Source organism: Candidatus Nitrosopumilus sp. bin_6a (assembly GCF_054095695.1).
Map to the genome: position 1 here is coordinate 279,255 of NZ_JBSWSR010000005.1, position 24,693 is coordinate 303,947.

At 35.6% G+C, this 24,693-nt stretch carries 28 protein-coding genes and 2 rRNA genes; 16 read left to right on the top strand and 14 right to left on the bottom strand.

The window, feature by feature from the left end:
- Positions 1-13: 13 nt before the first annotated feature.
- Complete coding sequence (locus tag ACW9XA_RS07460; RefSeq protein WP_457763721.1) at positions 14-421, top strand: HIT family protein; 408 nt, start codon at positions 14-16, stop codon at positions 419-421.
- Here ACW9XA_RS07460 and ACW9XA_RS07465 read toward each other — a convergent pair.
- Genes ACW9XA_RS07465 through ACW9XA_RS07480 form a run of 4 tightly spaced genes read right to left on the bottom strand, consistent with a single transcriptional unit; the run spans position 418 to position 2,341 of the window.
- The gene (locus ACW9XA_RS07465) at positions 418-1,095 is read right to left on the bottom strand and encodes a DnaJ domain-containing protein (RefSeq protein ID WP_457763722.1); all 678 of its coding nucleotides are present in this window, start codon (positions 1,093-1,095) and stop codon (positions 418-420) included. The two genes, ACW9XA_RS07460 and ACW9XA_RS07465, sit on opposite strands and share 4 nt — an antisense overlap.
- A 52-nt stretch (positions 1,096-1,147) precedes the next feature.
- On the bottom strand, positions 1,148-1,513 hold the full coding sequence (locus ACW9XA_RS07470; protein ID WP_457763723.1) for a cupin domain-containing protein: 366 nt from the start codon (positions 1,511-1,513) through the stop codon (positions 1,148-1,150).
- 5 nt (positions 1,514-1,518) lie between these two features.
- Positions 1,519-1,974 carry a cupin domain-containing protein gene (locus ACW9XA_RS07475; protein ID WP_457763724.1) on the bottom strand — a complete coding sequence of 152 codons (456 nt, stop codon included), beginning with the start codon at positions 1,972-1,974 and terminating at the stop codon, positions 1,519-1,521.
- 1 nt (position 1,975) lies between these two features.
- Complete coding sequence (locus tag ACW9XA_RS07480) at positions 1,976-2,341, bottom strand: SHOCT domain-containing protein (protein WP_457763725.1); 366 nt, start codon at positions 2,339-2,341, stop codon at positions 1,976-1,978.
- A 78-nt stretch (positions 2,342-2,419) separates the two neighbouring features.
- On the opposite strand from ACW9XA_RS07480, the gene ACW9XA_RS07485 reads away from it, so the two are divergent.
- A complete protein-coding gene (locus tag ACW9XA_RS07485; RefSeq protein WP_457763726.1) occupies positions 2,420-3,127 on the top strand; it encodes a hypothetical protein in 708 nt (235 codons plus the stop codon).
- A gap of 6 nt (positions 3,128-3,133) precedes the next feature.
- Here ACW9XA_RS07485 and ACW9XA_RS07490 read toward each other — a convergent pair whose 3' ends face one another.
- The gene (locus ACW9XA_RS07490; RefSeq protein ID WP_457763727.1) at positions 3,134-3,955 is read right to left on the bottom strand and encodes a tetratricopeptide repeat protein; all 822 of its coding nucleotides are present in this window, start codon (positions 3,953-3,955) and stop codon (positions 3,134-3,136) included.
- A gap of 125 nt (positions 3,956-4,080) precedes the next feature.
- Between ACW9XA_RS07490 and ACW9XA_RS07495 the strand changes: the two genes are divergently transcribed.
- Complete coding sequence (locus ACW9XA_RS07495; RefSeq protein WP_457763728.1) at positions 4,081-4,443, top strand: hypothetical protein; 363 nt, start codon at positions 4,081-4,083, stop codon at positions 4,441-4,443.
- Between the two features lie 95 nt (positions 4,444-4,538).
- On the opposite strand, the gene ACW9XA_RS07500 is transcribed toward ACW9XA_RS07495, so the two are convergent.
- Both ACW9XA_RS07500 and ACW9XA_RS07505 read right to left on the bottom strand, forming a co-directional pair.
- Entirely contained in the window at positions 4,539-5,261 is a 723-nt protein-coding gene (locus ACW9XA_RS07500; protein ID WP_457763729.1) for a hypothetical protein, read from the bottom strand.
- Complete coding sequence (locus ACW9XA_RS07505; protein ID WP_457763730.1) at positions 5,258-6,553, bottom strand: aspartate aminotransferase family protein; 1,296 nt, start codon at positions 6,551-6,553, stop codon at positions 5,258-5,260. The genes ACW9XA_RS07500 and ACW9XA_RS07505 overlap by 4 nt, the downstream gene beginning before the upstream one ends.
- 355 nt (positions 6,554-6,908) lie before the next feature.
- On the opposite strand from ACW9XA_RS07505, the gene ACW9XA_RS07510 reads away from it, so the two are divergent.
- The 3 genes from ACW9XA_RS07510 to ACW9XA_RS07520 all read left to right on the top strand — a co-directional run bounded on the left by ACW9XA_RS07510 (position 6,909) and on the right by ACW9XA_RS07520 (position 12,550).
- Positions 6,909-8,379: ribosomal RNA gene (locus ACW9XA_RS07510) — 16S ribosomal RNA — on the top strand.
- A 150-nt stretch (positions 8,380-8,529) separates the two neighbouring features.
- A 23S ribosomal RNA gene (locus ACW9XA_RS07515) occupies positions 8,530-11,526 on the top strand.
- The 16S and 23S rRNA genes sit together here, the layout of an rRNA operon.
- A 259-nt stretch (positions 11,527-11,785) precedes the next feature.
- A complete protein-coding gene (locus ACW9XA_RS07520) occupies positions 11,786-12,550 on the top strand; it encodes a sensor histidine kinase (RefSeq protein WP_457763731.1) in 765 nt (254 codons plus the stop codon).
- A gap of 16 nt (positions 12,551-12,566) precedes the next feature.
- On the opposite strand, the gene ACW9XA_RS07525 is transcribed toward ACW9XA_RS07520, so the two are convergent.
- Both ACW9XA_RS07525 and ACW9XA_RS07530 read right to left on the bottom strand, forming a co-directional pair.
- The gene (locus ACW9XA_RS07525) at positions 12,567-12,704 is read right to left on the bottom strand and encodes a hypothetical protein (protein WP_457763732.1); all 138 of its coding nucleotides are present in this window, start codon (positions 12,702-12,704) and stop codon (positions 12,567-12,569) included.
- A 16-nt stretch (positions 12,705-12,720) separates the two neighbouring features.
- Positions 12,721-13,203 carry an RDD family protein gene (locus tag ACW9XA_RS07530; protein ID WP_457763733.1) on the bottom strand — a complete coding sequence of 161 codons (483 nt, stop codon included), beginning with the start codon at positions 13,201-13,203 and terminating at the stop codon, positions 12,721-12,723.
- 97 nt (positions 13,204-13,300) lie between these two features.
- Here ACW9XA_RS07530 and ACW9XA_RS07535 point away from each other — a divergent pair, with 97 nt between their 5' ends.
- Both ACW9XA_RS07535 and ACW9XA_RS07540 read left to right on the top strand, forming a co-directional pair.
- Positions 13,301-13,432 carry a hypothetical protein gene (locus tag ACW9XA_RS07535; RefSeq protein WP_300325879.1) on the top strand — a complete coding sequence of 44 codons (132 nt, stop codon included), beginning with the start codon at positions 13,301-13,303 and terminating at the stop codon, positions 13,430-13,432.
- Positions 13,433-13,472: 40 nt separating this feature from the next.
- Positions 13,473-14,306: a methyltransferase domain-containing protein gene (locus ACW9XA_RS07540; protein ID WP_457763734.1), complete on the top strand. Its 834-nt coding sequence runs from the start codon at positions 13,473-13,475 to the stop codon at positions 14,304-14,306.
- Here the strand turns inward: ACW9XA_RS07540 and ACW9XA_RS07545 are convergent, their stop codons facing one another.
- On the bottom strand, positions 14,307-15,389 hold the full coding sequence (locus tag ACW9XA_RS07545) for a hypothetical protein (RefSeq protein ID WP_457763735.1): 1,083 nt from the start codon (positions 15,387-15,389) through the stop codon (positions 14,307-14,309).
- A 162-nt stretch (positions 15,390-15,551) separates the two neighbouring features.
- Between ACW9XA_RS07545 and ACW9XA_RS07550 the strand changes: the two genes are divergently transcribed.
- The 6 genes from ACW9XA_RS07550 to ACW9XA_RS07575 all read left to right on the top strand — a co-directional run bounded on the left by ACW9XA_RS07550 (position 15,552) and on the right by ACW9XA_RS07575 (position 19,395).
- On the top strand, positions 15,552-15,929 hold the full coding sequence (locus ACW9XA_RS07550) for a DUF6659 family protein (RefSeq protein ID WP_457763736.1): 378 nt from the start codon (positions 15,552-15,554) through the stop codon (positions 15,927-15,929).
- 62 nt (positions 15,930-15,991) lie between these two features.
- Positions 15,992-17,023: a hypothetical protein gene (locus ACW9XA_RS07555; RefSeq protein WP_457763737.1), complete on the top strand. Its 1,032-nt coding sequence runs from the start codon at positions 15,992-15,994 to the stop codon at positions 17,021-17,023.
- Positions 17,024-17,062: 39 nt separating this feature from the next.
- Positions 17,063-17,518, top strand: a complete 456-nt coding sequence (gene msrA, locus ACW9XA_RS07560; protein WP_457763738.1) for a peptide-methionine (S)-S-oxide reductase MsrA — start codon at positions 17,063-17,065, stop codon at positions 17,516-17,518.
- Between the two features lie 199 nt (positions 17,519-17,717).
- Positions 17,718-18,509, top strand: a complete 792-nt coding sequence (locus tag ACW9XA_RS07565; RefSeq protein ID WP_457763739.1) for an alpha/beta fold hydrolase — start codon at positions 17,718-17,720, stop codon at positions 18,507-18,509.
- Between the two features lie 35 nt (positions 18,510-18,544).
- Positions 18,545-18,970, top strand: a complete 426-nt coding sequence (locus ACW9XA_RS07570; protein ID WP_300326140.1) for an AbrB/MazE/SpoVT family DNA-binding domain-containing protein — start codon at positions 18,545-18,547, stop codon at positions 18,968-18,970.
- Complete coding sequence (locus tag ACW9XA_RS07575) at positions 18,967-19,395, top strand: hypothetical protein (protein WP_457763740.1); 429 nt, start codon at positions 18,967-18,969, stop codon at positions 19,393-19,395. The genes ACW9XA_RS07570 and ACW9XA_RS07575 overlap by 4 nt, the downstream gene beginning before the upstream one ends.
- A 33-nt stretch (positions 19,396-19,428) precedes the next feature.
- On the opposite strand, the gene phaC is transcribed toward ACW9XA_RS07575, so the two are convergent.
- Together phaC and ACW9XA_RS07585 are read right to left on the bottom strand one after the other, a co-directional pair.
- Complete coding sequence (gene phaC / locus ACW9XA_RS07580; RefSeq protein WP_457763741.1) at positions 19,429-20,493, bottom strand: class III poly(R)-hydroxyalkanoic acid synthase subunit PhaC; 1,065 nt, start codon at positions 20,491-20,493, stop codon at positions 19,429-19,431.
- On the bottom strand, positions 20,483-20,983 hold the full coding sequence (locus tag ACW9XA_RS07585) for a poly(R)-hydroxyalkanoic acid synthase subunit PhaE (RefSeq protein WP_457763742.1): 501 nt from the start codon (positions 20,981-20,983) through the stop codon (positions 20,483-20,485). The genes phaC and ACW9XA_RS07585 overlap by 11 nt, the downstream gene beginning before the upstream one ends.
- A 359-nt stretch (positions 20,984-21,342) precedes the next feature.
- Between ACW9XA_RS07585 and ACW9XA_RS07590 the strand changes: the two genes are divergently transcribed.
- On the top strand, positions 21,343-21,750 hold the full coding sequence (locus ACW9XA_RS07590; protein WP_457763743.1) for a phosphoribosyltransferase: 408 nt from the start codon (positions 21,343-21,345) through the stop codon (positions 21,748-21,750).
- 12 nt (positions 21,751-21,762) lie between these two features.
- On the opposite strand, the gene ACW9XA_RS07595 is transcribed toward ACW9XA_RS07590, so the two are convergent.
- Both ACW9XA_RS07595 and ACW9XA_RS07600 read right to left on the bottom strand, forming a co-directional pair.
- On the bottom strand, positions 21,763-22,674 hold the full coding sequence (locus ACW9XA_RS07595) for a transcription initiation factor IIB (RefSeq protein WP_457763744.1): 912 nt from the start codon (positions 22,672-22,674) through the stop codon (positions 21,763-21,765).
- A 120-nt stretch (positions 22,675-22,794) separates the two neighbouring features.
- Positions 22,795-24,234 carry a matrixin family metalloprotease gene (locus ACW9XA_RS07600; protein ID WP_457763745.1) on the bottom strand — a complete coding sequence of 480 codons (1,440 nt, stop codon included), beginning with the start codon at positions 24,232-24,234 and terminating at the stop codon, positions 22,795-22,797.
- Between the two features lie 120 nt (positions 24,235-24,354).
- On the opposite strand from ACW9XA_RS07600, the gene ACW9XA_RS07605 reads away from it, so the two are divergent.
- The gene (locus tag ACW9XA_RS07605) at positions 24,355-24,693 is read left to right on the top strand and encodes a hypothetical protein (RefSeq protein WP_457763746.1); all 339 of its coding nucleotides are present in this window, start codon (positions 24,355-24,357) and stop codon (positions 24,691-24,693) included.

Genomic DNA, 24,693 nt, shown 5'->3' on the forward strand with positions numbered 1-24,693 from the left:
TTGTTATATTATTGTGGATTGTGTATTCTGTAAAATTATTTCTGGTGAAATAAAATCAAAATTTCTAAAAGAAACTCCTTTCTCTGTTTCTTTTCTTGATGCTTTCCCTCTTGCAGCGGGGCATGTGCTTGTCATTCCTAAAAAACACCATCAAAAAATTCAAGATATGAGTCTAGAGGAAAATACCGACTTGTTTTCCCTAGTACATGAAATTATATCTAATGTCGATAAAATTACTGGCTCCACACTTGTTGCAATACACAATGGAAAAGATGCAGGCCAGGAAATTCCACATGTTCATGTTCATTTAGTCCCAAGGAGCAAGGATGATTCTGCTGGAGCAATTCATAGTATGTTTAATTCCAATGTGAATTTATCCGAGTCTGAAATGAATGAATTATACAATAAACTAAAAATCTAATGTGGAAATAATTTTTCTTTTGTAATCTTGTTTTCCACTTTAATTGCTTTTGTTGGGCATGTTTCAGCTGCGTTCATTATTTTATTGATTCCTGCACCTTTCTGATTAATTACAGATGATTTTGGGTTTGATTTGCTGGATTTGTTAATCTCAAAAACATCTGGAGCGATTATCTCGCAACTACAACATCCTATGCACAAGCTTTCATCTACATCTACAAAAAGTTCAGGCTGTTTTTTGGGTTCTTGTGATTTTTCATATTCTCCATTTCTTCCATCTGAACGTATTCTTGCATTGTATTCTTCCCAAAATTTTTTTTCATATTCTTTCCAAAAATCTGGATCTCCTTCTTCAAATTCTCGTGTATATTTCCCCCAATCTTGTTCTGGAATCTTTTGTTCGTTTGGTGCTCCCCATTGAGGTTTTCTTTTAAAATTATCTGTGGGTTTTTGCTTTGTTTCAGATGTACTGTGATATGGTGAATGATGCTGATTGTAATTTTTCTTTAGATGGTTATACGCCTCTGTAATTTTCTTAAATTCTGCGTCTTCTGTATTGCCTTGTTTTTTGTCTGGATGATGTTCTAATGCCAGCTTCCTATATGCTGATTTGATTTCTTCTTGTGATGAACTTGAATCAACATTTAGTACTCTGAGTGCTTGATATGTATTCACTAGATGTAGAGATTTGTTATATGTTAAAAATAATTGCTATTGTTAGGGTATCTTATTGCTCTAGTATAATTTCATCATCTGCTTTCCATGCGGGTTCTACAATACACAGAAATTTCAAATTTATTGTTCCTGAATTTTCAATAAATTGCTTGGAATTTGGTGGAACGTATACTGAATCATCCTTTTGCAATGCATGTTTTTCCCCTTCGATCGTCAGATTTCCTGTACCTTCTATAATATAGTAAATTTCTGAAGATTTGATTTTGTGGAGTTTTGATTTTTTTCCTGGTTCTAACGTAAATTGAGCTAAACTGTAGTTAATTCCATTTAATGTGTTGTGGGGGTGAAAATATTGTTTAATTTTTGTCCCTTCACTACCTTCAATAAAGTTTAGTTCAGAATCTTTAAGCAATGACATTTTGTCTAAATTATTTTTGAAACTCTTGTTTTAAAATCTGATTCATACCATTCTGTTTTGTATGTTGCATTTTTTCTTGGCAGAATATTGATTGCAATGTGAGAAAATTCTTTTTTCTTATCTGTAGAACCGTGTGTATGTAGAGTTTTTGCTGGAATGTGTACAATGTCTCCTTCATTAAGGCTAATTTTTTTAATTTTTTTAATTTTAAAATTATCTTTACTTGTGCCGTATTTTTTAAAAATCTCTAGACTTCCTTTCCCTTTTATTCCAATTAACACTTGATTCCCATTATGTTTATGTAGTTTAGTTCTTGATCCTTTCTCAAAATGAACATGATAAATGTCTTGATCTTTGGATTTAATTTTCTCTGATAATACTTTCATCCATGTTTTTGCAGTAAACCATTCTGGATTTATTTTTCTTTGATCATTAGTGCCTGAAATATTTGCTTTTTCCATTTTAAATCCTAGATAAAATTTTCTTTTTCTTTTCTTGGAATTCTTTTTCAGTTAAAATTCCGTCTTTTCTTAATTTTCCAAGCTTTTCTAGTGTTATCAAATCTTCTTCTGTTTTACCTGTTGCTTTTTTTGCAGCAGCTATGCTTTCATTGATTTTTTTAATTCCTTTTGATTTGATCTGTTCTTTTTCTTTTAATGCTTTTCTAGTTAATTCTTCACTTGTTTTTTTTGCTTGAGCAGCTGCCATTTCTCCAAATTCTACCGCATCTTCAAGTGCTTCATCTGCTCTCTTAATTCCATCATCAATTGCTTTATCTGCTTTTTTCAAAAATCTCTCAATGTATCCTGTTTTCTTTTTTGCTGCCATATCATTTAGATAAGAATTCTATTATTTAATCTCTAGTAGAATTGGTTTAATAGGTACAAACACGTTATTGCAGTATCTTTGTCTAAACCAAAATATGATGTAAAAACAGTTGTCTTTAAAAAAAATATTGATGAAAAAGAAGCATCCGAAATTGTGGAACAAAAAAAGACAACTCTTTTCAAATCTCTTTTATCTAGACCCAAAAAAGAAGATGTTCATTTTCATTCTTTAAAATTATACTATGAATGCATGTTGATAGTATCTGGGAAATACACTGCAGATTATTTTAGAACGGCAACTCATACGATTTCTGTTGATTCAAATGTACATGAGGTAATTCTGGGCGATGGTGTGTTTCCGGTTCGTTCTAAATCTACCTTGGAAAAGGCATTTGTTGGAAAACGAGGCAAAAATAAGGTTGACATGGACTTGGAAGAACATGTATTTGTTGAAGAAGAAGATGAGTTGACTTTTGATCCTCATGGAAGAGAGATAGAGTTTCAATTCAAAATCAATTCCAATACCATGGAAAATTATCCTAAAGAATTACTGGAAGAAAATATTTCTAATGTAAAAAAACCTGAAATGGCTCATGACGCAGCAATTGATATTCTTCAAAATCATTTGAAAAAACCTTTGGAGGCTGATGTGAGAAATCTTAATGAAGAATTCATTTTACATGATATTTCTGAAGTTTACGTACCTATTTTTGAAGCAAGATTGATTGGTCCAAAAAAGAAAGTCGGGTTACTCAGAATTGATGCAGTACGTAAAAAAATACTTTGACTTTATTCAGAGTTTCACTATTTTTCTAAATTGATCATTGGCGTGTAGTTTGACAAATATGGGCTCTTCTTTTGCCCATGAACGAATTATTTTGGGGTTTGCAGAAACTGCCTGTTTTAACAATTCTAATGATTCAGGAAATTCTTCTAATGCTGCCTTGCTTCTAGCCTTTGCATAAATTACATTAACATTGTTTTTGTATTTTTTTAAAATCTCGTCAAACACACCTAATGCTTTCTCATGTTGTCCTAGTTCTGCTAATTGAACACCTTTTTGAAAAAATGCATCTTGATTATTTGGATATTTTTTACAAACATTCTGAAAACAATTCAACGCTTCTTCATGTTTTTTTAATTTACCGAGTACAATTCCCTTGTAGATCAGTGCGTTTGGTTTTCTTGGTTCAATTGCTATTGCTTTATCCAGAATCTTTAACGCTTCTTCATGTTCTTGGAGTTTGTCAAGTAAGACACCTTTGTTAAAATATGATGAAGCATTTTTTGCATCCATTTCTATTGCTTTATCATAACATTCTGCAGCGGCTTGAATATTTCCGTTTTCTGCCATTGAAATTCCCTTGTTATTCCACGCTTGAGCATCTTTTGGGTTGATCTCTAGCAATGTATCAAAACACGTAATTGCATCACTGTATTTTTTAATCTGATTTAATGCCAAACCTTTGTTAAATAATGCTGAAGCATTTTTTGATTCTTGTTTTAGTATTTTGTTAAATAACGAAATTGCTCCTTTTGGCTGGTTTTTCTCCATCAATGACATTGCATTATACATCAAATCTTCTACATTATCTTTGGAACCGAACAATCCCATGATTTCTCAAAAATGATATTGCTAATGAAAGTTTGGCTTTATCATGATTGTTTTAATCTCGTTTTACATCTACAATGGAAGTTGATCTATTAACATTTGTATGATGGTGGGTTCTTATTTCATTGTTGACTGATTTTCTACTTCATTATGCTGTAAAAAAAATCCATGTTCACAGGTGGCCTATGGATTCTCCTATGTGGAGTGATTCTATCAAAAAGAAACTTGACGATTCAATTAATAAAAATCTCCGTGAAAAAACAGTCATCCTTAAAGAAAATGAAATCCAGATTGAAAATTTCAAATTTAAATCTCTTAAAAAAATTGGAATTACTGTACCTTTTTTCAAAAAAGAATGCACCCTAATATTTGAGGGAAAATTTGAATCTTTTTTTGCACATGTTCATGTTACTATAAAATCTGAAAATTATGTCGATGTTTTTACAGAACTGACTTCTTGGAAAAATAGATTTTTCTCAAATGATCCATAAATACAAATCTGTTCTTACTCTTTTTAAAATAAATAATTGATATGAAATATCCAATTTTACTGTAGATTCTAAACTTGTTTTTGATAATGCTGATATTATTTTAACAAATTATCTACCTGTTTTTTTATTTCATCAAAAATATCTGCAACTCCTTCCATTATGCTATTTGGAACACATTTCCCATTTTCAACATGTGTGCCCTCACCACATATCAACGAATTCAAATCTTCTGATACAAGATTTTTCTGAATTTCTGCATTCATCTTGTTTTTCACCTCGTCATAAATTGAAATTTGTTTTACTGATTCAAAAGATACGGGAATTCTAAATCCTAATAACTGAAAATATGCGGTTCCTTTCACTTTGATATCCATCAATCCCTCTGAGTCAATAATGGAAATAGATGCTGGGGCTATGCTGGTTTTTTGAATATTTTGAAACGATATGATCTCTTTTGTTTGACCTGGATTGATTGTGGCGTTAATCTTACTGTTACCGCTTCCTATTGAAATATCGTTTACTAAAACATCATAATGCAAATCTGGGATGTATATCGGAAGAAATCCGTTGTTGCTTAGACTGAAGATTAAATTCAGATTAATACCTTGAATCAAACCAAATGCCGCATCAAACCAATTCCCTGATAAGACGTTCAATCCTATTTTTAGTAAAATCTCTTTGTCTATTGGCTCCCAATCTATGCTTTGAAATTCTACGCCGTTGAGACTAACCGCAATTTGTGTGTACGAATATGCAAATAAAACAATAATTGTAATTATTACTAGAAAAATTATCCCTACAATTACAGATTTTTTCATATTCTCTGTGAGGCTAGAACCATCTTCTCGATGTCTTCTTTAGAGTGGGCATTAGATATCGCACCTAACTTTCCTGGCAAGAAAAATATCTTATCATGTGCTATCATCTTAAAATGATATTTCTGTAGAGCGGAATTGTCACATTTGGCAGCATCTGCAGAATTTTTGATTTCTGTAATTCCATTTTTCACAAAATGAGTCATAAACAAAGACCCTTTCCCTGTGACTATTACTTTACCATCAAAAACTTTGGTTAATTCTTTTCTTGCATAGTCTCCCAAATTGTTAATTTTGGAATATATTGATTTTTCATTTTTTAAAACAGACAAAGTTGCAAATCCAGATGTCATTGTTGCAGGATTTGCAGAAAATGTTCCACCACCAACATAACTCCTCTCGGACTTTTTCTTACCTCTGGTGTCTGCAAACTCCATGATTTCTTTTTTACCTGCCATTACTCCAATTGCCATACCTCCTCCAACAATTTTCCCCAAAGTCACAATGTCTGGATCTAATTTCATTGTAGGATATAGGCATCCAAATCTAAATCGAAATCCTGTAACTATTTCATCTAAAATAAACAACGAGTTATTTTTCTTGCAAAATTCTTGTACTCCTTTCAAATAATCTGCATCTGCTGGAATGCATCCTCCTCCTCCTAACACTGGTTCAATGATCACTCCTGCCAAATCTTTAGAATATTTTTTCAAGATTTTTAGAGAGTTCTCTAAATCATTATAAGGAATTGAAACAATTTTTTCTTCATTTACTACTCCACTGCTTTCAGATTCTATAAATGGCCAGTTCACACTCTTTAGCAAGTCTGATGTATATCCGTGCCATCCACCATCAATTTTTGCAATAACTTTCTTTCCAGTAACAGAACGAGCTAATCTTACTGCATACATTGTAGCTTCAGTACCTGATGTGACATAACGAATTTTTTCAGCGACAGGTACTGCTTTTGAAATTATCTCTGATAGCTTTATTGTTTGCTCATTTACTGTTCCATACATCCAGCTTTTCTCAATTTGTTTTTTCAAAGATTCTTTGACTTTACTGTGACCATGGCCTAAAATCAAAGACCAATGACCCATCCAATAATCTGTGTACTTGTTGTTATCTACATCGATAAGGCTTGTCTCTTTAGATGCTTTTACGACAAATGGATATGGTTCATAAAATCTTATGTTATGAGAAACACCATTTACATGAAGTTTAGATGATTGTGCAAATATTTTTGCAGATGTTTTTGTATTCTTTTTGTATTCTGAAATATAACTCAAAAGCAATTTTCAGAATAAGATCTGTCATTTTAACTATTGACCTCTATTGTTTACTCTGTGGCAAAAATTCCCTTCAAAAAACATGTAATTTTTACAATTTTTTGTCCGATCAGGCATAATTTCACGTATGGTTTATATGGTTTCTGCATTCTTCGGCTTCTGCATACGTAACGCAATAGGCGGCGCTCGTGATGAAGTATGGCAAGATGCCACTTTGTGATTCATGGGCCTCCAGTTACGCATACAAGAATGAGGATTTGATCAAGTGATCAATATCTGAAATGTGAAGATTATGTGCATCCGTCAATTCCAATTAAAGTACAAATGTACTTCAATAATCAAAATACAAAAAATAAATCAGAATCCGGTTGATCCTGCCGGACCTGACTGCTATCGGATTGATACTAAGCCATGCGAGTCATTGTAGCAATACAAGGCAGACGGCTCAGTAACGCGTAGTCAACCTAACCTATGGACGGGAATAACCTCGGGAAACTGAGAATAATGCCCGATAGAACACTATATCTGGAATGGTTTGTGTTCCAAATGATTTATCGCCGTAGGATGGGACTGCGGCCTATCAGTTTGTTGGTGAGGTAATGGCCCACCAAGACTATTACAGGTACGGGCTCTGAGAGGAGTAGCCCGGAGATGGGTACTGAGACACGGACCCAGGCCCTATGGGGCGCAGCAGGCGAGAAAACTTTGCAATGTGCGAAAGCACGACAAGGTTAATCCGAGTGGTTTCTGCTAAAGGAACCTTTTGTCGGTCCTAGAAACACCGATGAATAAGGGGTGGGCAAGTTCTGGTGTCAGCCGCCGCGGTAAAACCAGCACCTCAAGTGGTCAGGATGATTATTGGGCCTAAAGCATCCGTAGCCGGCTCTGTAAGTTTTCGGTTAAATCTGTACGCTCAACGTACAGGCTGCCGGGAATACTGCAGAGCTAGGGAGTGGGAGAGGTAGACGGTACTCGGTAGGAAGGGGTAAAATCCTTTGATCTATTGATGACCACCTGTGGCGAAGGCGGTCTACCAGAACACGTCCGACGGTGAGGGATGAAAGCTGGGGGAGCAAACCGGATTAGATACCCGGGTAGTCCCAGCTGTAAACTATGCAAACTCAGTGATGCATTGGCTTGTGGCCAATGCAGTGCTGCAGGGAAGCCGTTAAGTTTGCCGCCTGGGAAGTACGTACGCAAGTATGAAACTTAAAGGAATTGGCGGGGGAGCACCACAAGGGGTGAAGCCTGCGGTTCAATTGGAGTCAACGCCAGAAATCTTACCCGGAGAGACAGCAGAATGAAGGTCAAGCTGAAGACTTTACCAGACAAGCTGAGAGGTGGTGCATGGCCGTCGCCAGCTCGTGCCGTGAGATGTCCTGTTAAGTCAGGTAACGAGCGAGATCCCTGCCTCTAGTTGCCACCATTACTCTCAGGAGTAGTGGGGCGAATTAGCGGGACCGCCGCAGTTAATGCGGAGGAAGGAAGGGGCCACGGCAGGTCAGTATGCCCCGAAACTCTGGGGCCACACGCGGGCTGCAATGGTAACGACAATGGGTTTCAAATCCGAAAGGATGAGGTAATCCTCAAACGTTACCACAGTTATGACTGAGGGCTGCAACTCGCCCTCACGAATATGGAATCCCTAGTAACTGCGTGTCATTATCGCGCGGTGAATACGTCCCTGCTCCTTGCACACACCGCCCGTCGTTTCATTGAAGTGAGCTCTTAGCGAGGTGACGTCTGATTGGCGTTATCGAACTTGGGGTTCGTGACAAGGGAAAAGTCGTAACAAGGTGACCGTAGGGGAACCTGCGGTCGGATCACCTCCTTAGACATGGAAAGTGTACGGGTGTACATAATCTTCACATTGAAATCATCGATGCAATGCATCACCAAAAGTGATGTATGAAGGATGTAGTGGGTCCCTGCCAGGGGACTTGCAATGATCGTCGTGCATAGTCGTGTAATATGTGGCTGAATATGCCGGTGTAAAGACGGTAATAGGTGGATTGCTAGGCTTGAGGAGAGATGAAGGACGTGGCAAGCTGCGATAAGCTCGGGGTAGGCGCACGCATCCTATGATCCCGAGATGTCCGAATGAGAATCTTGTGCTTATGCACATTCCAGTACACAAGTATTGGAAGTCGAACCGTGGGAATTGAAGCATCTTAGTACCACGTGGAAAAGAAATCAATTGAGATTTCCCAAGTAGAGGCGATCGAAAAGGAAAAAGCCCAAACTGAATCCTTCGGGAGATGTGGTGTTTTGGTATGATAATATGGAATCCTGGAACACAGCTGAAATGATCTGAAAAGTTCTGGCAAAGAGGGTGATACCCCCTTAGGCGAAGTGGGAATGGTCCTATTCATACCCGAGTAGTTGTCCTTGGTAGTGGGCAATGAATATGGGTGAAAGTAGCATCCGAGGCTAAATATTTCTCAAGACCGATAGTGGACTAGTACCGTGAGGGAAAGCTGAAAAGTACCCCGGAAGGGGGGCGAAAAGTGCATGAAACCTATTACTTACAGACGTGCGTGGCATGGAAGGTGATTTTTTCAGATTAGAGATTCTAGCAATAGAGTTGAAGATTTGATGTTCAAATCATCAGTGTCACGCGTTCCGTCTCGAAACACGGGCCAAGGAGCTAACTGTCATGGCAAGCTTAAACTTTCAAAGTGTAGGCGAAGGGAAACCGAGTTCTCGCAGCTTCGCAAGAAGTCAGGGGAAGCGTGTGAAAGTGCGTAGAGTCATGGCGGCTAGGCTAGAAGCCAGTCGATCTATTCCTGAGCTAGATGAAGGCGGGCGAAAGCCCGCTGGAGGTCTTAAGACGTTCTGACGTGCAAATCGTTGTTGTGACTTGGGAATAGGGGTCAAAAACCAATCTAGACTGGCGCTCGCTAGTTCCAACCGAAGCGTCTCGCAGGGCGTGCTTTGTGGAGATAGTGTTTCCGGTAGAGCACTGATAGAGAGGCGCGGGGGAGAAATCCCTCACCTCTCATTCAAACTCCGAACGGATATACATCGTAGAAGCAAGGACACGGGTTCATGTGGCGTAAGGCTCATGACCGAAAGGGGTTTAACCCAGACTGAAGTTAAGGTCCCCAAATTTTTGCTAAGTGTCAAGCTAAAGAGTGTGTTCTCGCCAAGACAGCAGGGAGGTAAGCTCAGAAGCAGCTATCCTTTAAAAAGTGTGTAACAACTTACCTGCCGAGGGGGGATGCCTCAAAAACGGACGGGGCTAAAGCAAAATACCGATACTTTGGATAATCATCAATGGATGATTCGTGGTAGGTTGGCGTAGTGATTGGGTCGAAGCAGGGCGATAACGTCCTGTGGACCGGTTTCTATTGCAGATCTTGGCGGCAGTAACAGCATAGTATAGTGAGAATCTATACCACCGTAAGCGCAAGGGTTTCCAGGCAATGCGTTATCAGCCTGGAGGTAGTCGATCCTAAGATGTACCTCAACAGAGTACACCGAATGGGAAACTAGTTAATATTCTAGTACCTTGTATCAAGCGTTTGAGCTATATGGTTCGCTTCCGGATAGGGGTTGTACAACTATCGTTGTATCCAACTATTCGAGGATTGGGGAGTGTCGTAATGACGAGAACCAGTCCGAGGTAGGAATGGCTTCGCGTTAGCGAAGTTTCCTCGATTCCAGGAGACCATGAAAGATTGTGTAGTTAGCAAGATACAAGTTCGTACCCAGAACCGACACAGGTGCGCTGGCTTAGTAAGCTAAGGTGCTACGGGTATACCGTATGGCGAGGGAATTCGGCAAATTAGTCCTGTAGCTTAGGTATAAGGGATGCCTGCGGTCTTCATGAGGAATGGGGACCGCAGGTTGCAATGACAAGGGGGTTTCGACTGTTTAATAAAAACACAGGCGACTGCTAGTCCGAAAGGATTTGTATAGTCGCTGAATCCTGGCCGGTGCCGGTACCTAAAACTTGGGTTCAACCGAGCTAAGGGCCGGTTAACGCCGGGAGTAACTCTGACTCTCTTAAGGTAGCCAAATGCCTTGTCGGGTAAGTTCCGACGCGCATGAATGGAACAACGAGAGCCCCACTGTCCCCGCCTACAACCCGGTGAAGCCACATAAGGTGGACGAACAGTCCATCAACTTCCATCGGGGAGAGAAGACCCCGTGGAGTTTTACTGCAGCTTGTGCTTGTGGTATAGTAAGAATTGCACAGGGTATCTGGGAGCTATGCCTAACATTCTCTGGGATGTTAGTGAAGCAACGATGTAACACCAGACTCTTTTTGCAGTACCACTTATCCAGTGAAGACCGGAGACACGTGCAGGTGGGCAGTTCGGCTGGGGCGGCACCCCTTTGAAAAGATATCAAAGGGGCCCAAAGTTGAGTTCAAACGGGGCAGAAATCCGTTGAAGAGGGCAAAGCCAAAAACTCGACTGAATGGATTTCCAAACGCACGGAATTCATAGACGAAAGTCTGGCTTAGCGATCCTTCGTGTGCCCACTATTGGGGCCCGGAGGTGACAGAAAAATTACCCCAGGGATAACAGGCTCGTCGCGGGCGAGAGCTCCTATCGACCCCGCGGTTTGGTACCTCGATGTCGGCTTTTCCTATCCTGGTCCTGCAGCAGGGGCCAAGGGTGAGGCTGCTCGCCTATTAAAAGGGAACATGAGCTGGGTTTAGACCGTCGTGAGACAGGTCGGTCTCTGCCTGATGGAAGCGCGAATAACTGAGGGGAAGTTGCTCCGAGTACGAGAGGAACAGAGCAGCGTGGCCACTGGTTTACCGGTTGTCTGATAAGGCAGGCCGGGCAGCTAAGCCGTTTAGGCTAAGTGCTGAAAGCATCTAAGCACGAATCCTATCCCGAGACAAGTTATTCTTTCGTAAGATGAAGGTCGGCAGCAAAATACTGCGTTGATAGGAAGGTGGTGTAGATCACAAGCTTCGGCGAGTGGTGAGCCAGCCTTTACTAATAGACCAACACATCGGTTCAGCCACTTACATAGAGACTATGCGCGATGAATCATTTCATTCATCAAGTGGATTACATAATACACGACTTGTACGATGATTTCATTTTTAATCATACATAGCGAAAGCTATGCATTTTTAATTTGATCATTTTTTCTAGCGTAAGCTAAAGATGATTATTTGAAATTTACCTAGTGAAAACTATACACGACTATTTACAATGTTATTGAAAAATACATACAACTGATTGTATTATATTCTATGAATGTATTAGCAGAACATTGGTTCAAAACAAATCCAAAGAAAAAGAACTTGAAAAACGTCTTTTGATAATGGAAAAAAGACTAACTAAACAAAATGAAGATTTAGTTTCAGAAATAGAAAGAAAAACTAGTGAACTTGTAAAATCTGAGAGATTGGCAACCATTGGTACTATGGCAAGTAGAATTGCACACGATTTAAAAAATCCATTAACAATAATGCACACATATGCTGAAATGTTGACTCCTGAAATTTTGGCAAAGCTTGACTCTAAAGACAAAGAAAAGTGGCTAAGAATGCAAAATTCTATCTTTGATATGGATAGAATCATTGAAGACGTATTGGATTTTGCTAGAACTACAGAAATCAAAAAGAAGTCTAATTCTTTTTCGAGTATTCTGAAATTGGCAATGAACCATGTAAAATATTCTTATGGGGTCACTATCAATTTGCCTGAAAGTGATTTCAGAGTCAAATGTGATGCTCGAAAAATAGAGGGGGTCTTATCTAATTTAATCAATAATGCTGTTCAGGCAGTAGATGGACATGGTGAAGTTGATGTTTCTGTTTCTTCAGATTCTAAATTTTTAACTGTAAAAATTTCTGATTCTGGTCCTGGAATCCCTGAGAAAAATCTAGAAAAGATTTTTGAGCCGATGTTTACAACTAAAACAACTGGTACTGGTTTAGGATTATTGATTTGTAAAAGTATAGTCGAACAACATGGTGGAGACATCTCTGTGAGTAACAAACCTACTACCTTCACATTCACTTTGCCACTATAGGATTGTTTTTCGATTATTATTCTTCTAATTCAATATCTCTCTGAAGTTCTTTTGGCAATCCTATCCACCATTCATTTTGATTTTCAGACATTGAACAAAATGATCCCAACTTGCTAATAGATCTGTTGCTTAATTCTTCAAAGTAATTATTCAACAAAATATGACTAAATTCAATCTTTTAGATATTTCATATCTGATACATCTTGAGAATCTTTAATTTTTACAGTTATAGTGTCTCCCAATTTGTTGAAAACCCTTTGTCTTTTCTCATTAGTCAAAATCAATCCTAGAATTACATCAAATGGCAACAGGAATGATTTTCCAAAACAACTAAGCAGAATTCCTCCCAACTTTGGTTTTTCACCTTTAATGTCTGTGACTTTTAAATTAAGAATTTTTTTCCCTATTGTTTGACCTGTTTTGTATTCTAAAATCACCCAATATGCAAAAAACAAGATGCTGGCTGGAATATATTGTGTATTTTCCGCCCATAAACCCCCTTCATCAAATTCATAATAAATTGACCCAAACGATAAAAAAATTATCATTGTAGAAACGCTTGAAATTATTATGAAGTCAATTAACCATGCAAGAAACCGATCCGTCCATTTTGCAAGTATGATGTTGGAATCTGTTCCATAATCATCATTCATGTAATAACTGGATATTTCAAATTAATAAAACATGTTAATCATTGGTTGACATTATTTGCAACACAGTTGATTTATCTTCCATTGCTGGTGTTAATTCATGAAAGCAAAGTTTGCAACATCCTGTTCTTCTTGCGGTGATAAAATACAACCTGGAAAAGAGATTGCAAAAAACAGGGATGAAAATTGGGTTCACAAACACTGTGTTGAGGATTCAGAAGGGTTACCTTAGAAATTAATAGTCATATATTTAAAATAATTTAGAATTATTTTTGATATCGATAAACCCTTTAGACTTATTTTTATGGACATTTCGCAGAAATGAAAAAGATGTTGTGAATCTTTACACTTCTCTTTCTCCTGTTATGCAATTAGCCACAGGAGGTTCTATGCTTAATTTTGGATTTTGGTCACAAGATCACTCTGATCCGATCACTGCACAAAAAAATCTCTGTCGTATTTTTGCAAATATGGCAGAACTATCTGCAGGAATGGATGTAGTTGATGTTGGCAGTGGTCTATCTGCACCATCTATGATGTGGAGAGATGAATATCCTGATCTTAAATTGTATGACGTAAATATCAATTTCAAACAATTACTTTTTTCTGGATATCAAAAAAATATAGAATTTTTGAATTCGACTTCTACAAAGTTACCCTTTCAAAATAATTCTGTTGACCGTGTATTTGCATTAGAATCTGCACAACATTTCAAACCTTTGTCTGATTTCATTCTTGAATCTAAGAGAATCTTGAAATCATCTGGTTTACTTATGATGGCTATTCCGATAACCACCAAAAATGCTTCCTTCAAAGATCTTGGTCTCTTGAAATTCACTTGGTCTTCTGAACATTACAATATGGATTATCTAAAAAATCTGATTTTAGTTAATGGTTTTTCAATTTCTGAAGAAAAATTAATTGGTTCAAATGTCTATGATCCTTTGGCAAACTATTATGTTAAAAATAGGGAAAAAATAAGGGACGCGATTCTGAAAAGTTATCCGTCATATGTTGAAAAAATATTATTCAAGTCAATTCAAAAAATGAAAAAAGCATCTGAATCTAAAATAATTGATTATGTTCTCTTGAAATGTCATTTGTAATTATACCCTTAGTATGTCTCTTGAAATCAAATTTTCTATGGCTCGCAAATATTCTAACTCTGAAATTTTTTCTTCCAATAACCATATGGTTGTAATTTTCAACCATCCTGGAATTTTTGTTTGATGTGTTTTTCCATTATATTTTGTATCAAAGAAATTGGTATCAGTAATCTTTGTTTCATCTCCTACTGACAAAACATCTGTTTCATGAAATTCATATAAAAAAACAAGACCTGTATTCTTGTCGATAATTTTGACATTTTGACCTGTGCTATCCTCAGCTAACCATACATGTCTGGTTTGATTATCAACTGTAAATGTCGTTTCAGCTATGATTTCCAAATTTTTTGAAATGTTGTCTCCTAACTTTAATGGTATTGGTATGACATATTCATAAAATTTACAGCATTGTTCTGATTTGATCAATCCATTCCAATTAAGATTCATCTGTGTAGTTACGGTTCCTTCCTTTGATGTTTCTGTAACTTTTAAAATTATTTCATCATCAATGATGGAATATACTTCGTGTTTTACTGTGATAACCTCTTTGAATTTATCAATATGTGAATATTTGATAAAATCTGTTTCTTCTAGACACAACTTTTTTTGTTCACATTTTTTTTCTATTGGTTCTGAAAAAAGGATGCCTGCTTTAATCATAGTTCTAATACCATATGCAAAATCTGTATCTTGATTTACGTTATCTATCCACAGTTGAGATTCTTTCTTAATCCAGTTTGGAATGGTCTCAGAAATCTCCATGTGTCTTTCTTTAATGTAACTTGAATCTCCAAGATATTTTTCAATTTCTGATATTAATACTATATTTCTAGCTGGATGCGTGCTGTTCCATGCTATATGATTGTATAAAATAACACATGCTCTAAGATTGGGAAAACTTGGATGTTGTTGAGATAAATTGTCTACTCCTAGAAGTTGATATTCGTCATAAAAAAATTCACAAAAATTTAAGATATCTACTACAGTATTTACCTGAAAATCTGGATCATGTCCATAAATATTTTGAAGGCTGAAACTTGACACTAATACAATTACAATGATTCCAAAACCTAGTATCTTCAATAATTTTATGGTTAATTTTTTACTTATTAATTCCATGTGAAAATTTCTTAAATCTTGTGGCCAATCTGGATCTTTTTTGGATTCTCTGATAAGTTTACTCTTCTTTACATCCATTCTAAAATTGACTAGGTTTTTATTTTTGATATCTCAAATGTAAATATCATGTCTGATACTGGATTGAAACTATATACTGAAAAATGCAATCAACTCTTAACTGAATCTGAGATTCGCTTTGCAGGAATTGTGGATAAAGATGGCCATCTGATAGCCGGTGGCTTCAAAAAAGGCCTTGTGCCTCATGAAGGCGATGAAACACGACTGCAATCCTTTTTAGAATTTGTTTCAAAAGCATCCATAAGAAAGGAATATGATGAAAGTTTAGGTCCTATCAACTACCTCGCAGCTCGAAGAGACAAGGCTGTTTTAGTGAGTTTTCCGTTCCCGATCACACAAATTCTCTTGTTAATTTCTGCTGAACCTACTGCTAACATTGAAAGTTTGGCAAAAAAGGTAGTTGAAATTTTTACCGATGTAAATTAGATACGAGTCTCTTCAATCTGACGAATTCTTTAATTATATGTGAATAAATCTAATCTCTGAACATGCGTTCGTTTTTTGTATTTTTTTTATTATTTGTTTTTGCATTCTCTAGTTTTACATATGGTTTTGCCGCTGTTGGTGATTTTACTACTGACAAATCATCATATTCTACTGGCGACTTGATTAAAATTTCTGGAACTGTCGATTATGATCCTGCATTTTTTTCAGTAATTGTTCAGATAATCACTCCGAGTGGGAATGGTCTGGCTCATATTGATAGTGTTGTGCCAAAAAGTGATGGAACTTTTACAAAAACTATACGTGCTGGAGGTCCAACTTGGGATGAGAATGGCAAATACAAAATAAAAATTTCATATGGTGGCAATCTTGAAAAATTAATAGATTATCAAAAAACATCTGATTATACTCCGCCACAATCAACTGAACCAAAAAATACTGCTCCCAAAAATTCTTTGACTGACATATCTCCAACAGATGAAAACCTTCATGAAAATTCGAGCATCTCTTTTACAGAGAATCCAAAAATGAGAATTTTGGGATTTCCTTCATTTGATAAATCACCACAATACTATATTGACCGATACAACAATGAACCTGAATACCAATCTTGGTTTGATTCACAATTTCCCTTTTACACAATTGATGAAGTTGTAGGTTATGTCCCTACATCTGTTGAGAATTTCCCTTCATTTGATAAATCACCACAATACTATATTGACCGATACAACAATGAACCTGAATACCAATCTTGGTTTGATTCACAATTCCCAGAACAAACAATTTATGATGTATTGGGATTTTCTACATTTATTCCTGATTGGATAAAGACATATGCAAAAAATTGGGCAGTTGGTGATGTTTCAGATGATGAGTTTATGACTGGCTTGGATTTTATGCTTCAAAATAAAATCATAGTAATTCCTAATTTTTCATATGGTGATTCATCCATAGATCATATTCCATCATGGTTTAGAAATACATCTCATTGGTGGTCAAATGATCTAATTTCTCAACAAGAGTTCATTAATTCCATAAAATATCTGATTCAAGAAGATATTATATTGATTGAATGATTTAGAATACTTTTAATTTGATTCACTACAATTTCTTGCATGAAAGCTACATTTGCTGCAGGATGCTTTTGGCATGTTGAAGATTTGCTAAACAAAACAAATGGTGTTAAATCCACGGCAGTAGGTTACATTGGTGGTCAACTACCAAATCCCACTTATGAAGAAGTGTGTACTGACAAGACAGGACATGCTGAAGCTGTAGAGGTAGATTATGATCCTAATGAAATTTCTTTTGAAGAACTTTTAGATGTATTTTGGTCTAATCATAATCCTACCACTTTAAATCGTCAAGGTCCAGATATTGGAATTCAATACCGTTCTGCAATTTTTTACCATGATGAAAGACAAAAAGAAATAGCTGAAAATTCAAAACATTCTCTTGAAAAGTCAGGGAAATATGATAATCCTATTGTTACTGAAATAGTCCCTGCCCCTACATTCTACAAGGCAGAAGAATACCATCAAAAATATTTCAAAAAACACGGATTTTCTTAGATTATTTTACAACAACTGGAATTTTTAGATCTATCCAATGAAGCCAAAATTTTTGAAATCTTTTGTTTTATCACAATCTTTCTCAAACATCGATGTTGAAAAACACACTTCAAACATCTAAAAATTTCCATTGTCTTTATTGTGACTGATCGACAAATTTCTGAAAACTTATCTAGTCATGACATTTCTTGCTAAAATAATGGAAGAAAAATTCCTCAAAATTGACGGAAATAAAATTCGGTATTTGGAATCTGGCAATTCCAAAAACACTCTTGTTTTGCTCCATGGATTGGGGGCATCCGCTGAGAGATGGCTAAATGTACTTCCACTTTTTTCAAAAACTTATACTGTGATTGTTCCTGATTTGATAGGATTTGGATTAAGTGATAAACCTCAGACTGATTATACTCCTGAATTCTTTTCTGATTTTTTAGAAAAATTTTTTGCGCAAACTGGAATCTCTCGTCTAAACTTGATTGGATCTTCCTTAGGAGGTCAAATTGCAGTTACTTATACTTCAACGCATCCTGACGAAATTGAAAAACTCATTCTTGTTTCTCCCGCTGGAGCTATGCAGCAATCAACTCCTGCACTTGATGCCTATGTCATGGCAGCACTATATCCTAGTGAAATAACTGCCAAAAATGCATTTGAATTGATGGAGGGATCTGGAGAAGAAATTCCACGCGAAATTATTACTAGTTTTGTTGAGCGAATGCAATTGCCTAATGCAAAACTTGCATTCATGTCTACTGTATTAGGTTTGAAAAATTCTAAACACATTTCTACAAAACTTGGATCTATTAAGACTCCTACTTTGATAATTTGGGGTTCTGCAGATCCTGTAATTCCTATTGATTATGCTGATAGTTTTGTTTCATCAATCCAAGACTGTAGATTTTTTAGAATGGATGGGATTGGCCATACTCCTTACGTTCAAGACCCTGAAACTTTTGCTTCTAAGGCTTTGGAGTTTTTAAATGGGATTTAGATCTGTTTAAATACATCTGATTCCATTCATTACCTATGAGTGGTAATCAAAACCTATACGACCCTTCTGAGATGTTTAAATCTTGGATTCAAAAAAGTGGACGTGCTCAAGCAGAATTTATGAAAAATTTTGGTTCTTTGATGACAAATCAATCTGGCCAAACTTTCAATCCTTTAGAAACTCTCAAAGGCGTTTCTGAAACTGCACGACAAACTCAATCTAACATGATGAATAACATGTCTACTATGCAAAGCAAAAGCATGGATACTATGTTTAGCATAGGACAAATGCTTCCATCTTTCATGAATTGGGGTGCTTACAAAACTACAATTAGTAGCAATGGCAGAATCTCAATTCCTGAAGCTGAACGTAATGCCCTCGGTTTAGGTGATGGTGATTTAGTTCAAGTCATTATTTTGCCTATAGCCAAAAAATCAAAAAATAAGGAGGTGAAACAATGAGTAAAAACGAAACAACACAAACAAATTCCAAAGATGTATTTTCTGTATATCAAGAAAATATTGACAAACTCTTCAACGGTATTAAACAATCAGTACCACAATATCATCAATCAATCACTAATGTGCAACAGGAATATCTTCAAGCATATGAAAACGTAGTAGATTCAACTATCACACTACAAAAAGAATATGTAAAGAAAGCAGGTATTGCAGCAAATATTCCTGAAGCAACATTAAAAGTAATTAATGATACTACAGAAGAATTTGTAAAGGCAGCCTCTATACAAAATCAAGTGACCCTTGCAACTATCGATGCAACACAACAAAACATAAAGACTTTCAACGATAATGCAAAATCATTTGCTGACCTAAACAGAAACATTCTCCAATCTTGGATTTCTGCATTCACTACAAAAGCAAACTAGTGAATAACCTATTTTTTTAATTTTTTTCCTTTTTTATGATCTTTCAGCTAACCATTTTCCTAATTCTGGTAAAACTTTCTTTTGTGACAATGAGCTAGCTATCATTCCTACATGGCCTGTGGGATACATTCTCAATGTTTTATCTTCACTTCCAATTGCATAGTGTAGCGGCATACTGCACTCTGGTGATACTAGATGATCTCCTACTGCAATTTGTGTGAATGTGGGCATGTCTATTTTTTTCAAATCTATGTGTTCTCCTCCTATGTGCATTTTGTTTTGAATTAACAGGTTGTCCTGATAGATGTCTTTGATCCACTGTTTGAATAATTCTCCTGGAATTGGAGGTGTGTCCCCTAACCATTTTTCAACTCTGAGAAAATTATCTACGAATTTCTTGTTATCAATATTTTTGAAAAATTTAACGTATTTTTCTATTCCTTGCTCAAATGGCTTTAGTACTGAAAAACAATAATACATAAACTCTGGAGGCATGTTGCCTATGGTTTCAACCATTTTATCCACATCCATGTGCTTTGCAAGATTGCTTATGACTGTAGTATCTCGCCATCCATCAATTACAGGCGCCGTGGCAATGTAATTTTTCACACTTTCTGGATGTAATGCGGTATATGCCGTTGAAATTGTTGCTCCAGTACAATATCCCTGCAATGAAATTTTTTCATTTGATGATTCGTTTTTAATATATTCAACAGCTGAATCCAGATACCCATTAACATAATCATCAAAATCAAGATATTTGTCCATGCTGGTTGGCGTTCCCCAATCTAACATATACATGTCAAATCCTTGCTGAAGAAGATTCCTTACCCAGCTTTTTTCTGGTTGAATATCTAGTATGTGATATCTGTTGATTAATGCATATGATATTAGAAGGGGTGTCTTGTGTTGTTTTTCTGTAAGCGATTTGTAATGCAATAATCTTGTCTTGTCTAACTCAAATACTGTATCGTGAGGTGTCACTTCTAAACTGATTTCATCAGGTGCAGACACAAGTTTTGGGGCATCAATTACATTCTTACTGAATTTCAAAACTTCTTCTATGATTTTTGGATCAATTTTAGATTCACTTTGCATTTTTCTTTACCTCTCTTTTCTTTAACTCTAGTTCAAGCTTCCCAACTCTTTTTTTCAATGAATGAAGTTCTTTGTAAACTTCATCAATCTCTTCTTTGCTTGGAAGATTTACTGATTGCAAAACTACATTTGTAATGTTGTTCCAGTGCTTAGTTAATTCTAATTCTTTTGATACTAATTTTCCATAATTTTCCCCAAATTCCTTAGAATCAAATAATTCGGTAAAGTCGTTATCGAATATATCGATCCAAATTCTCTTGAATGCTTCAATTTGCTCGACATCTTGCGGGACTTCGGGGGCTTTTAGATTCACTTTCTTTTGAGCAACTTCCCATGCGCTTGCTAATTGTTTATAATATTCTGTAAGGTATTGGTTAAATCCCATCAAATCTTCGTTGATTTCAATTAGTTCTGTAGTTACTTTTTTTGAATTTGCCGCAAATGCCCTCATTGGTCCTGTGGATGTCAAAGCCTGTGGTTTGCTGGACATCAAATGTATTAGGTCTGTCCAAAATAATGACAGGTGTTTATAGTAATCCATTGTGGTTTTTGAAGAATCTGTCTGCACAGATATCTATTATTACAGAGCGCAATAAATAGTTCGATTGTTAAATTAGACTAAATGTACTGAATGTGTCTTCAAAATACCAAAATCGATTTACAATGTGTATTTTCACAGGCTCGCCAATTTTGAAACCTTGTATTGTGTGGGGTTGTATATTTTCTTGATGGTTAGAAACAATGTAAGATGGTGTTTACAAATTGTTGTTCAAAGGTTGCTAATGATAAAATTCTTCTTTGGATGTATCATTCACAACAACTTAATCCTTCTAATCTTACGACTAAATAATGTCTACACAAAGTGTTAGTTGGGATGAGATTGAATCTCTTGTTGAAATTCTTGCTAAAAAAATTCTAAAATTACCACGAACTTTTTCTAGCATTACTACTCTTAGCAGAGGTGGATTAGTTCCTTCACGTTTACTTGCAGACCATCTTGGCATTAAGAAAATATATGTGGATAAAAAAAAGATTTCATCCGATTCTTTGTTTGTTGATGATATTTTTGATACTGGGAATACCTTCAATGAAATGATTCCTAAGGTTGATAATCCTTCAAAATTAATTTTTGCTACTTTATTTGCAAGACGTGGCAAAAAATATCCTAAACAGATTGTTTATGCTAAAAAAACAAATAACAATGCATACGTAGTTTTTCCTTGGGATAAATTAGAGTTTCATAGAACACAAGAATGATACTTTGTGTTTTTAATCATTAAGCATTTTTCTCAAACCTGAACATCTATTTCTAATTGTTACTTCGGTAACTCCTGATGCAATTGAGATATCTTTTTGTGATTTAATTTCTCCTGTGCTAATACATGCCAGATAAAGTGCTGCTGCGGCAATTCCCATTGGATCTTTTCCTGCAACCATGCCTAGATCTTTTGCTTGATTTAAAATCGTAATTGCTTTACGTTTACTTTTCTCACTCAAATCTGCAATACTTGCAATTCTTGATACTCCTTTAACTGGATCAACCACTGGCATTTTTAGTTCTAATTCTCTGAAAATCAATCTATAGCATCTTGCAACATCTTTTCTTCTGATGTTTATTCCCTTTGCAATATCATCTAACGTTCTTGGTGTTTCTGTATTTCTACATGATGCATAAAGACATGCTGCAACTAATCCTTGAATCGAACGACCTCGAACTAATTTTTTTTCCATAGCTTTTCTGTAAATGTAAGCTGCTTTCTCAATCACTGCATCTGTTAAAGCAAGTTTGTCTTTTAATTTGTCCATTTCATTTAATGCTTGTCTTAAATTTCTGTCTGCAGAAGAATGTGCTTGACTTCTGCTGTCCCATGTTCTCAGTCTTTCAATTGAGCTTTTTACACTTGCAGATAATGGCTTTCCAGTTGCATCTTTGTTTGCTGCCCCAATCACAGTTGATAGCCCCATATCGTGCATTGTCAGAGATGTACCAGCTCCAGTTCTTGCCTTGTTACCTTCATCGTTTGAAAAGGAACGCCACTCAGCACCTGTATCTGCAATCTTATCTGTAACTACCAATCCACATTTACTACAAAATAATTCTCCTGTATTTTGGTCTGTGACCATTTTTTTATCACCACATGATGGACATTTTGGTCCTGCAGTCATTGGATTTTTAAGCATAATATTGATAATTTCAAAAATACCTTATTATCCATTTTACATACTATCTGCAGGTTAATTGTGTGTAGGTCAAGCTAACACTCATTCTTGTTTCTTAGAATGTCTATTGGTTTTTCAATCTTAACTTAGTAGACAGTATGCATATGATGGAGTAAATGATGTATACATGATGTTGTTTTTGTCGTTTACATGGATCTGTCCAACTGAATGACCTAGTTCATGTGTCATTATTCTTTCAACGCTGCTGAGATCGTATAATTGGAATCTCCCATCACAATTGTAGTCTCCCAATGTGACTTCTACTACTCCTTTTCCTAGATGTGCATGGCCTAATACTCCATTTCCGATATCTCTGACTACCCATGTTACCCAAATGTTTGCCTCGTGTTTGAGATTTGTAATTTCAAATTTTGCTCTTGTACTTTTTTTGGAGATGTCTAAATTCAACTCTGTGTCTTCCCAAAATTCAAAAGAATTCTTTAATGTGCTAACATGATCTAATGGTAGTCCAGATGGCTGTTCATTAATGAAAACTTTGTAATGAATAATGTATGTTTCATCTTCAATTTCGATTATTGGATAAGGGAATTTGTCTGATGCTGTTTTTACCTCTTCTTCAAAATTCCATCTTACGTAATCTCTGAGGAATTTTTTTATGACATCTTGACTTGGATTAGCATATTCTATGTATCTTTTCTCTTTAGAAATATTATTTGAAATGTCTCTTAGGTATTTTTCAAATAAATAAAATTCGTGATCTAATTTTTCTTGAGATTTTTGTGATGTATTATCAATGTTAACTGTAATAATTCCATTCTCTATTAAATGCTGGATGCCTGAGACAAATGCTTTGTCATCTATTTGTTTGTCTGCCCACCATCCTGCATTATTTTTAATCCACTGAGGGATTTTTTCATCTGATTTTCCAAATGCTTCTACATGAGGAATTTGAATTATCTTCTTTTCGATTAAATAAATTAATGCTGAATTGAATTCAGAATCTTCTATATTTCCTTCAGACCACCATTTTGCAATAGGCCGTACCCATTCTGGGATTGATGTGATTTCTTCTAATTCTTTTGGTTTTTCGGTAGGTATGTATGGATATTTTGAAATTACGTTATTGATAAATTCTTTATAATTATTTATCACAATGCTATTTGGTTTTTCTTTTGATGCTTTTTCAAAATATGTCATTGCTTCTTGATATTCTCCAAGATTTCCAAAACCTACTCCCATTCCAGTTAATGAGATAGCATCATTTGGTTTGTGTTGTAATATTTTGAAGAATTGTTTAAGTGAACTAGTGTGCTGCTCAAGATTACTTTGAGCAATCCCTTTCATTTTTAATGTTGAAATATTATTGGGAACAATTTCTAATATTTCGTCATAAATGATAATTGCTTCTTGATATTCTCCATTGATAAAATGCTCTTTTGCTAAGTAAAACATGGTTTCTGGATCTTCATTACTTTGAGCAGTAGCATTTTGAAGAAAAAAGGATGAACTAAATAAAATTACAAATAAAAAATAAACAATTTTCATCTTATGTTTAAGCATGTTTGATTTTGTTTATACTTTATTTCTAATTTGTACTCTTCCAATGTCCGTTTCAAGGATGTCTCACTAATTTCGATATCTTGGAAAATCTTTAATTGATAATGATTATGTATTTTTATATTGACAAATCTTGGTGCTGGCGAAATCATTTATGAATTACGTAAAAAGATACAAGAAATTCAAACAAGTTTAGATGAATTGGGCGAACCTACAACTGATATCCCTCAAATGATTCAAACTACTAATTTACTACGTTCAAACGAATATCTCTCAAAAGCCAATGAAAAAAAATCTGAATTGCTAATTGCATATAAACAATATTCATCGGCCCTTGAAGAATTGTTGTCTTCTGTTTTTGATATCCAAAAAGATCTTAAGGATATTTTGAAAGAACAATCTTCTCTGATTGTAGATTCTAAAAAAACAACAAAATCTAAAACAAAATCCAAGAAAAAATAA